7 protein-coding genes and 1 pseudogene are annotated in these 8,648 nt (G+C 68.2%); 2 read left to right on the forward strand and 6 right to left on the reverse strand.

The window, feature by feature from the left end:
- Positions 1-36: 36 nt before the first annotated feature.
- Positions 37-1,560, forward strand: coding sequence for a PLP-dependent aminotransferase family protein (locus G3N98_RS03590; protein WP_206147238.1), 1,524 nt, complete (start codon positions 37-39; stop codon positions 1,558-1,560).
- Between the two features lie 36 nt (positions 1,561-1,596).
- Here the strand turns inward: G3N98_RS03590 and G3N98_RS03595 are convergent, their stop codons facing one another.
- From G3N98_RS03595 to G3N98_RS03615, 5 genes are all read right to left on the reverse strand, one after another.
- The gene (locus G3N98_RS03595; RefSeq protein WP_206147239.1) at positions 1,597-2,634 is read right to left on the reverse strand and encodes a lipase secretion chaperone; all 1,038 of its coding nucleotides are present in this window, start codon (positions 2,632-2,634) and stop codon (positions 1,597-1,599) included.
- Between the two features lie 3 nt (positions 2,635-2,637).
- Complete coding sequence (locus G3N98_RS03600) at positions 2,638-3,732, reverse strand: triacylglycerol lipase (RefSeq protein ID WP_206147240.1); 1,095 nt, start codon at positions 3,730-3,732, stop codon at positions 2,638-2,640.
- A gap of 228 nt (positions 3,733-3,960) precedes the next feature.
- A complete protein-coding gene (locus G3N98_RS03605) occupies positions 3,961-6,093 on the reverse strand; it encodes a TonB-dependent copper receptor (RefSeq protein ID WP_206147241.1) in 2,133 nt (710 codons plus the stop codon).
- Positions 6,094-6,175: 82 nt separating this feature from the next.
- Positions 6,176-6,544, reverse strand: coding sequence for a DUF2946 domain-containing protein (locus G3N98_RS03610; protein WP_175237047.1), 369 nt, complete (start codon positions 6,542-6,544; stop codon positions 6,176-6,178).
- 155 nt (positions 6,545-6,699) lie between these two features.
- On the reverse strand, positions 6,700-7,236 hold the full coding sequence (locus G3N98_RS03615; RefSeq protein ID WP_046549930.1) for a cytochrome b: 537 nt from the start codon (positions 7,234-7,236) through the stop codon (positions 6,700-6,702).
- 225 nt (positions 7,237-7,461) lie between these two features.
- On the opposite strand from G3N98_RS03615, the gene G3N98_RS03620 reads away from it, so the two are divergent.
- Complete coding sequence (locus G3N98_RS03620; protein ID WP_206147242.1) at positions 7,462-8,100, forward strand: Pr6Pr family membrane protein; 639 nt, start codon at positions 7,462-7,464, stop codon at positions 8,098-8,100.
- Positions 8,101-8,148: 48 nt separating this feature from the next.
- Here the strand turns inward: G3N98_RS03620 and G3N98_RS03625 are convergent.
- Positions 8,149-8,526, reverse strand: a pseudogene (locus G3N98_RS03625) (peptidoglycan DD-metalloendopeptidase family protein); the annotation flags it as partial.
- Positions 8,527-8,648 lie beyond the last annotated feature (122 nt).

An 8,648-nucleotide genomic window follows, 5' to 3' on the forward strand; every position in this document is an offset into this window, starting at 1 on the left:
ATAGGGAACCATTTCAATATTACTAGTAGGACCACTTTGGATACCGTGATCCTCGCCGACTGGCTCTCCGCCCGCCTCGACCGCAGCTCGCCCGAGCCGATGTACCGGCAGTTGCTGCAGCAGATGCAGCAGGCCATCCTGACCGGGGAATTGGGGCCAGGAACGAAGCTGCCGAGTTCGCGCACGCTCGCGGCCGACCTGTCGATCGCGCGCAATACCGTGCTGCACGTGTACGACCAGCTGACGGCCGAAGGCTACGTGCTGACGACCACCGGCAGCGGCACCTACGTGGCCGACACGCGGCCGGACGCCGCCGCGATCCACGTGCCGGGCGCCGTGCCGCCGCCGTCGAGCGCCGATGAACCGCCGCTGCCGGACGCGCAGGGCGGCCTGTCGATGCGCGGGCGGCAACTGATCGAGCACGCGGGCGTGTCGCGGCGCCAGTGGGGCGCGTTCATGCCGGGCGTGCCGGACGTGTCGGAATTCCCGAGCCGGACGTGGAGCCGCCTGCAGGCGCGGCTGTGGAAGGAAGCGAATCCCGAGCTGCTGACCTATGCGCCGGGCGGCGGCTACCGGCCGTTGCGGCGCGCACTCGCCGATTACCTGCGCGTCGCGCGCTCGGTCAAATGCTCGCCGGACCAGGTGATCATCACGACGGGCATCCACCAGTCGATCGATCTCGCGGTGCGGCTGCTGTCCGACATCGGCGATCGCGCATGGGTCGAGGAGCCGTGCTACTGGGGCGTGCGCAGCGTATTGCAGGCGGCCGGCCTCACGCTGACGCCGGTGCCGGTCGACCAGGAAGGGCTAGACCCGCGCGCCAGCGACATGCAGCATCCGCCGCGGCTCGTGCTCGTCACGCCGTCGCATCAGTACCCGCTCGGGATGGTGATGAGCCTCGCGCGACGCCGGATGCTGCTCGAATACGCGCGCCAGCACCGCTGCTGGATCATCGAGGACGACTACGACAGCGAGTTCCGCTACGGCAGCCGCCCGCTCGCGTCGCTGCAGGGGCTCGACGACGGCGGCCGCGTGATCTACGTCGGCAGCCTCGGCAAGATGCTGTTCCCGGGGCTGCGGATGGGCTACATGGTCGTGCCCGAGCATCTGGTCGACACGTTCCGCACCGGGCTGTCGGAGTTGTACCGCGAGGGCCAGCTGATGCAGCAGGCCGTGCTCGCCGAATTCATCATGGACGGCCACCTGACTTCGCACGTCAGACGAATGCGCACGCTGTACGGCGAGCGCCGGCAACTGATGATCGACGCGATCCGCGCGCGCTTCGGCGACGCGCTGCCCGTGATGGGCGACGAGGCAGGCCTGCATCTCGTGCTCGGCCTGCCTGACGCCTGCGACGATCGCGCGGTCACGCAGAGCGCGTTCGATGCGGGCGTGATCGTGCGCCCGCTCACCAGCTACTACAGCAGCCTCGACACCGCGCGGCGCGGCCTGCTGCTCGGCTATGCGTGCGTCCCGCACGAAGGCATCGGCCCCGCGTTCGACACGCTCGCGAATACCATCGAGCGACACCTGCCGCGGGACCTCACGCGCGCGGCATAGCGGCGCTGATGCGCCGTGCCGCCCGCGCTTCTCACCTTACCGCGCGCTGCCCGCCCCGCGATCGAGCGATGCCGCGCGCACGGCTTCGCCGGGCTTCGTGAACACGCGCTGCCGCAGCGCGGCGATCTGCGCGTCGCGATCCTGCGGCGACAGGCCCGCCGACTCGATCTGCGCACGCTGCGCCGCATAGTCCGTATAGCGGCTTTGCCACGATGCGTCGTCCTGCTGCAGCTGCGCGACGCGCGCGGCGGCTTCGGCGCCGAGCGTCTGCGTCAGTTGCGCGCGCATCGCATCGGGCGTCGCCCCGCTCTTCTGCAATTGCGCGATCTGGTCGATCGCGGCGCGCTGCTTATCGATGCGCTGCTGCGCGGCGCGCTCGTCGGCCGGCATCTGCTGTTCGAGCGCCGCGAGTCGTTCGGCCTTCTGCGCATCCGTCAGCGTCCGATCCTGCGTGATCTTCAGCCGCGCGAGGTCGTAGCGCTGCCGCCACTGCTCCGCGCCGAAAAACGGCTGGCTCCAGTCACCGAGCGTGCGATATGCAATCGATGCACGCTGGTCGAGCGCGAGCTGCAGCGCGCCGAGGTCGGACTTGTCGACCGCGCCGCCATCGCGCAACTTCGCGAGTGCGTCGAGATACGCGCGATAGCGGTGCCATACGTCGAGCGCCTCGGCCTGCGCCACGGTGCCGTCGAGTTGCGCGGCAATCTCCCGCACGACGAACGCATCGAGCGCGGTCGCACTCAGGTCGCTCTGCGCGGTCAGGCAGTAGTCGAAGAAATCGCGCACCGCGCGCGACTTCGCGAGATGGCCGCCGGCATCGAGCGGCAACCGGGGCGCGCTGGAGCCGGCGAGCGCCGGCGGCAGGCCCGCGCTTGCCGGCACGGCGGCCTGCGGCGGCGAAGCTGCCACGCTACCCACCGCCGCCCCCGCATCCGGCGACTCGCCGCCGGCGCCAGTCCCTCGATGCCAGCCCGCGCCGCTCCACATCGCCACACCGGCAATCGCCGCCAGCCCCACGACACCGTAGACCACGGCGCGCCGCGCCAGCGGCGCGCGCCCTTCACGTGCCGTCATCGATTACACGCCCGCCAGCTTCAGACGGTTCGCATGCGTGCGGATCACCGCGACCGGATCTTCCGCATACGCGCCGCGCACGCCGAGCAGCTGGTTGATCTCGTCGAGATGGTTCCATTTGTAGCTCGTGCTCAGCACCTTGCCGTACAGCGCACTGCACTTCGACACGACCCCGTCGTTCTGCCCGGAGCCGCGGTTGATCATCACCGTGCCCGTGCCGAGCAGCGCGAGCGTCGACAGATCGAGTGCGTTCGCCGGATCGACGACTGGAAGGGTGCTCGTGTCCGTGGCGCCCGTGACACCCAACACGGAGAGTGTCGGCTGGATCGCCGTGCCGGCCCACGAGTACAGCAGGTGCGTGTTGCCGCCGACGGTTTCGGTCGGCGCGCCGGTCTGGCAACTGCCCGGCGCACCCAGGCCCGCACTCGGGTAGTTCTGGTTGTACGTGGCAGCGCGTGCGGTCGTCAGCGTCTGCAGCGCGGCGAGCGCGTCCTGGTTCGTGTTGTGGGTGCTGCTCGTCAGGATCCCGAACACATTGACGAACGCGGCGATCACCGATGACGAAAGTCCGGTCGGATCGTATGCAAGCACGTTCTGCACGAAGTCGGCGAACTCGGAGCCGCGATGCGGCGTGCCGATCGTCGTCACCGACGCGACGAGATCGGGCGCGACGGCCGCGACATAGCGCGACGAGAGGCCGCCCTGGCTGTGGCCGACGAGATTGACCTTGGTCGCACCTGTCGCCGCAAGCACCGTCTTCACGTAAGCGAGCAACTGTTCGCCGCGCCCGCTCGGGCCGTCATCGCTCTGGAAACCCGACAGGTTCGCGACGTAGACGGTCGCACCGTTCTGCTGCAGGTCTGCCTGGATGCCGTACCAATAATCGAGCACGCCGGCGTACTTGTCGGTACCGGTGAGCCCGTGCACGAGGATGATCGGATAACGCGTCGCCGCGTAGCTATCGGCGGGCGCGGTCGCCGCCATCGCCGCGTGCGTCGTCGCGAGCGTCATTGCCACAGTCGTCCCCGCGAACGGCGCGATGCTCATCGCGCATGCCACTGCCCCTGCCACCACCCTGGAACGCATCGTATTGGCCATGCATGTTCTCCTGATTATTGTGCTGCCGGTGCGAATGAAGCCGGATCGACACGCACTATGCATCGCCAGCATCGCGACCACCGTGTGCGTCGAATGCGGGAGTGAATCACGAGTCGCGAACGTTTGCGCCCTGACTAGACACGGTTCTCTAATCGGTTGACGCGCCCCGCCCGTTCGGGCGGGGCCGCGTTCATGCGTGCGCATGCTGCAATGCACACGCGCGATGCGTTACAGCTTCGCACTCACGCGCACCCACGCGGTCCGGCCCGGCTCCATCACCGGCGCGTTCGCCGGATAGCCGAAGCCCGCGTTGCCGGCGAGATTCAGGTGCTCGGTGTAGGCCTTGTTCAGCACGTTGTCGACGCCGACCGAGATCTGCACGGTCTTGCTGACGTTGTATTGCGTATGCAGCGAGAGCACACCGAACCCGGCGCTCGGGCCGAAGTCCTTGCCGACCACGTTGCCCTCGTTCAGGGCATAGCGATGCTGCGGCGCAACGATGCGCCACAGCCCCCCTGCCGACCACGCACCCCGCGTGTACTCGAGCCCGATGCGCGCCTCGAGCGGCGGCATCTGCGGCAACGGATCGCCGGTTGCGACGTTGCGCCCCCACGCATACGCGAGCGACGTCTCGACGCGCAGCGGCGAAACCGGTTTCCACGACACGCCCGCTTCGCCACCCATGATCTGCGCGTTGACGTTGGTTGCCTGCGTGGTCGGGCCCATCATGCCGGCCGCGTAGTTGAACAGGATGAAGTCCTGAACATAACCCGCATACGCCGACACCCACGCATCGAGCCGTTCGCTCTTGTATTGCGCGCCGATGTCGAGCTGCGTGGTCTTCTCCGGCTGCACCGCCGAGAACGCGTTGATCGAACCGGCCGGCCCGCGCTTCGCGGAAAACAGCTCCCAGTAGTCGGGATAGCGCTCCGTATGGCCGACGCCCGCGTACCACGTGACGGGCAGCGACGCGAGATCGCGCTCATAGCGGACGAAACCGCTCGGCAGCACGCGCGAGCGATCGTCGTCGAAGGTCGGGTTCGGCATGCGCTTCATCATGCCGCTCGTCGTCGCGCGCTTGTCGCGTGCGCTCGCATAGTCGATGCGCGCGCCGCCGATCACGCGCGACACGTCGCTCGCGTACCACGTCAACTCGCCGAACACGCCTGCGTTCCACATCGTCGCCTGCGCATCCCACGGCTTGTCGCCGTAGTTCTGCCGCCCCATCGCCGAGCGCGAGTCGAGCCGGTTCGATTGCGCATCGACGCCCGTCACGAGCTTGAAGTCGTCGGCAAGACGGAACGTCGCGGCCGCGCGCGCGCCGAACGTGCGCCGCCGCACTTCCGACGCCATCCGCATCGGCATGCTGCTGGTCGGGTCCGGTTGCCGCAACGTATAGTTGTCCATCACGTGATCGGCTTCGTTGTAGTACACGCGCGCTTCGATCCGGTCGAGCACGTCGCCGAGATGCTGCTTGTCGAACGACAGGCCGAACGTCTCGCGGCGGAAATGCGCGCCGTCCATTCCGCGTCCCGCGTAGCGCGCATAGCCGTCGCCGGTGCCGGCGGTCAGCTCGACGCGTGTATGGTCGTCCGGCGTCCAGCCGAGCGCCGCATCGGCGTTCCACTTGTCCCACTGCGACGGCACGGTGTTGCCGTTGCCGTCCTTGTAGTCCTGCGAATGCGCGTGGTTCGCGGTCACGCGGCCATAGACGTCCGGCGTGCCGGCCGTCACGTCGATGTTCTGGTCGTTGCGGCCGAACGACCCGCCGACCAGGCTGCCGTCGAAGCGCATGCCGGGCTTGTCGAAGCGCGGCGTCACGCGCTCGAACATCACGGTGCCGGCCGATGCGCCGGGACCGTACAGCACGGTCTGCGGCCCCTTCACGACGGTGACCTTGTCATAGCTTTCCGGCGCAATATACGACGTCGGCGCGTCCATCCGGCCCGGACATGCGCCGAGCGTCGACATCCCGTTCGCCAGGATGTTCAGCCGCGAGCCGAACATCCCGCGCAGCACGAGGTCGCCGTTGGTGCCGCCGCTGCGGATCGACGTGAAACCGGGGATCGTTTTCAGGTAATCCGCGCCGTCGCTGGCGGGCAGCGGCTGACGCGGCGTCTTCGGATCCGTGACGACGACGAGCGGCGTCGACAGCGGCGATGCAACAACTTCGATGGCCGGCAGCGGCGCGGCCGTCTCGCCGGTCGGCGCGCCGGATGCGCGCGCCGTTTCGGCGGCCGCGGCGCTCGCGGCCAATGCGCCGACAGCGAGCGCGGGAACGGTGAGTTTCAGCACGCGCGGCATGCGCCGCGCACCGGCATTGCGTGACGCCCGCGGCGTACGCAACTGGAAAATGGTCATGATCGAAAGCCCGAGTGACGCCCTCCACGCGGCCTCGACGGGCCGCACGGATATCGGCGATGAATGGAACGGAAACAGCGCGTCAGGCGCGCTCGGGCGGGGCGCGCGGGTATGCGCGCGGATAGCGGTCGGCGCGCGCCGCGACGGCAGGCGACGCGACGGCGGAAACGGAAACGACGGGAATGGAAGCGAGTGCCGCGGCGGCTGGCGCGCCGATCGCGGGGCTGTGCGCGAAGAAACCGCAGTAGCCGCACGCATCGAGATGCAGCGCATGATCGTGCATGCGGCCCGCGTCGGGCGACGGGTGCGCGCCATGCTCCGTACTGCAGACGATTGCGTCGGGCGTGGCCGCCTGCGCGACGCGCCACTGCGACACCAGCGGCGCCGCGATCGCGAACCAGATCGCGAGCACGCCAAGCCAGGCGGTCAGGTGACGATGTCGGTGCAGCATGCTCGGCAACGAGTAAGCGGAATGTAAAAACAGCCGAGATGTTACAGAATGTTCAACGCGATGGCCAGCGCGGATGGCGGTAAACGAACCGGGGGCGCATGGTTGTCAACACAACCAAGCGCCCCCGCCTGCTGCATGCTTGCGGAACGTGGCGTTCAGGGCGCCATGCGCCGCAGCACGTCGTCGCGCCGGATGAAATGATGGTAAAGCGCGGCCAGCGCGTGCAGGCCGATCACGAAGTAGAACGCATTGCCGATCAGCTCGTGCGCTTCCTTGATCGTCGGCCGCAGCGCCTTGTCGGGGCCGAACAGCGTGAACGAGATGCCGAGCCAGTCGAGCGACACCGGCTTGCCGCCCAGGTTGATCATCATGATGCCGAGCAGCGGCTGCGCGATGATGAACACGTAGAGCGCGACATGCGCGAGCTTCGACAGCCAGCGCAGCAGCGCCGCTTGCGGAATGGCCTGCGGCACACGGCTGACGGCTCGCCACAGCACGCGCAGCACCGACAGCACGAGCACGAGCGTGCCCGCGGTGAGATGCACGTTCATCCAGAACACCCGGCTGTCGCTGCCTTTCGGCCCGCGGATCTCGATGGCCAGGTAGGCCAGCGCCACCAGCAGGAAGACGGCCCAGTGGAAGAAGATCGCGGGCGAGCTGTAGCGCGTCTGTTTCGCGAGGATGTTTCTCATGCTTCGTCTCGTGTTGTATGCGGGGAGGAGCGCATGCAGCCACCGGCCGGCGCCCGGCAAAACTGCCCCGATTGTAGCCGCACGGGCGTCCGGTTTTGCACGACGCGCGCAAATATCCGACGAATTGCCCACCCGCGCCGAGCGGGGCTTCATATGGAAAGTCCGCATCGCGCGCCAGAACGGCTGTGGCACGATGAAGCTTTGGTGCGACGGCGCGCGGGCATCATGAGCAAGGCGTTCTTCGTTGCGGCCTATCGGCTGACCGCCGCGTTGCTCGCGGTATCCACCACGCTGCACAGCGTCGCCGACTACTGGCACCTGCCGGGCTTTCATCTCGGCAACTACCTCAGCTACTTCACGCAACTGAGCAGCCTCTACGCGGCCGCGATGCTCGCCGTCGGGCTCTGGCGCATCGCGCGCCCCGGCTCGGCCCGCTACGAATCGATGCGCGGCGCCGCGGTGCTGTATGTATTGATCACCGCAATCGTCTACGAACTCCTGCTCGCGCGGCTCGATGCGCTGCACCACGTCACGCCGGCGTTCAACAACTGGGTGCTGCACCGGATCGTGCCGCTCGTCGTGCTGTGCGACTGGCTGTACGTGGAGCCGCGCCTGCCGATCCCGCGGCGCAGCGCGTTCGCGTGGCTCGCCTTCCCGATCGTCTATCTCGGCTATACGCTCGTGCGCGGCTCATTCGAGAACTGGTACCCCTACCCGTTCGTCGATCCGCGGCCGCACGGCTACCTGCCGGTCGCGATTCAGTGTTCGCTGATCGCGCTGGGCGCGGTGGCGCTCGCAATGGGTATTCGCTGGCTCGGCAATCACGCGAGACCGTCCGGTGCGGTGACGCTCAGGAAAGGATGAAGGCGGGAGCGTGTGCGCCGCCCGGCGCACACGGGATGAAGCGGACGATCAGCCGCCGTTGCGCGGCAGGAAGTTCATCGGATCGACGACCTTGCCGTTCTGGCGGACTTCGAACTCGAACGTCGAACGGCCGCTCGCGTCGGTGCCCATTTCGGCGACCGGCTGGCCCTGGCGCACCGCGTCGCCTTCGTTGACGAGCAGCTTGCCGTTGTGTCCGTAGGCCGTGATGAGCCCGTTCTCATGCTTCAGGATCACGAGCGGCCCGTAGGCCTTGACGCCGGATCCGGCGTACACCACGCGCCCGGCCGCCGCGGCCCGCACCGAATGGTCGGGCCCGGACGCAGCGATCACGAGGCCGCGCGTCTTGCCGGCCGAGAACGGCGTCGCCACGACACCGGTGGCCGGCCAGGCGAGCGAGCCCGGCTGCTCGGCCCCGCGGAATGCAGGCCGGCCGCGCAAATGAAGCGCGCCAGCAGCGGATACGCGCGCGCCGCGTGCAGGAACATGCGCACACCACACGCGATGCGGAGCGCCGGATCCTCATAACC

Origin of the sequence: Burkholderia sp. Tr-20390, from assembly GCF_017104595.1 — a bacterium.
Classification (GTDB): Bacteria; Pseudomonadota; Gammaproteobacteria; order Burkholderiales; family Burkholderiaceae; genus Burkholderia.

Coding starts and splice junctions, on each gene's coding strand:
- G3N98_RS03595 (WP_206147239.1), bottom strand. CDS start 2,634: ATGACGGCACGTGAAGGGCGCGCGCCGCTGGCGCGGCGCGCCGTGGTC.
- G3N98_RS03600 (WP_206147240.1), bottom strand. CDS start 3,732: ATGGCCAATACGATGCGTTCCAGGGTGGTGGCAGGGGCAGTGGCATGC.
- G3N98_RS03605 (WP_206147241.1), bottom strand. CDS start 6,093: ATGACCATTTTCCAGTTGCGTACGCCGCGGGCGTCACGCAATGCCGGT.
- G3N98_RS03610 (WP_175237047.1), bottom strand. CDS start 6,544: ATGCTGCACCGACATCGTCACCTGACCGCCTGGCTTGGCGTGCTCGCG.
- G3N98_RS03615 (WP_046549930.1), bottom strand. CDS start 7,236: ATGAGAAACATCCTCGCGAAACAGACGCGCTACAGCTCGCCCGCGATC.
- G3N98_RS03620 (WP_206147242.1), top strand. CDS start 7,462: ATGAGCAAGGCGTTCTTCGTTGCGGCCTATCGGCTGACCGCCGCGTTG.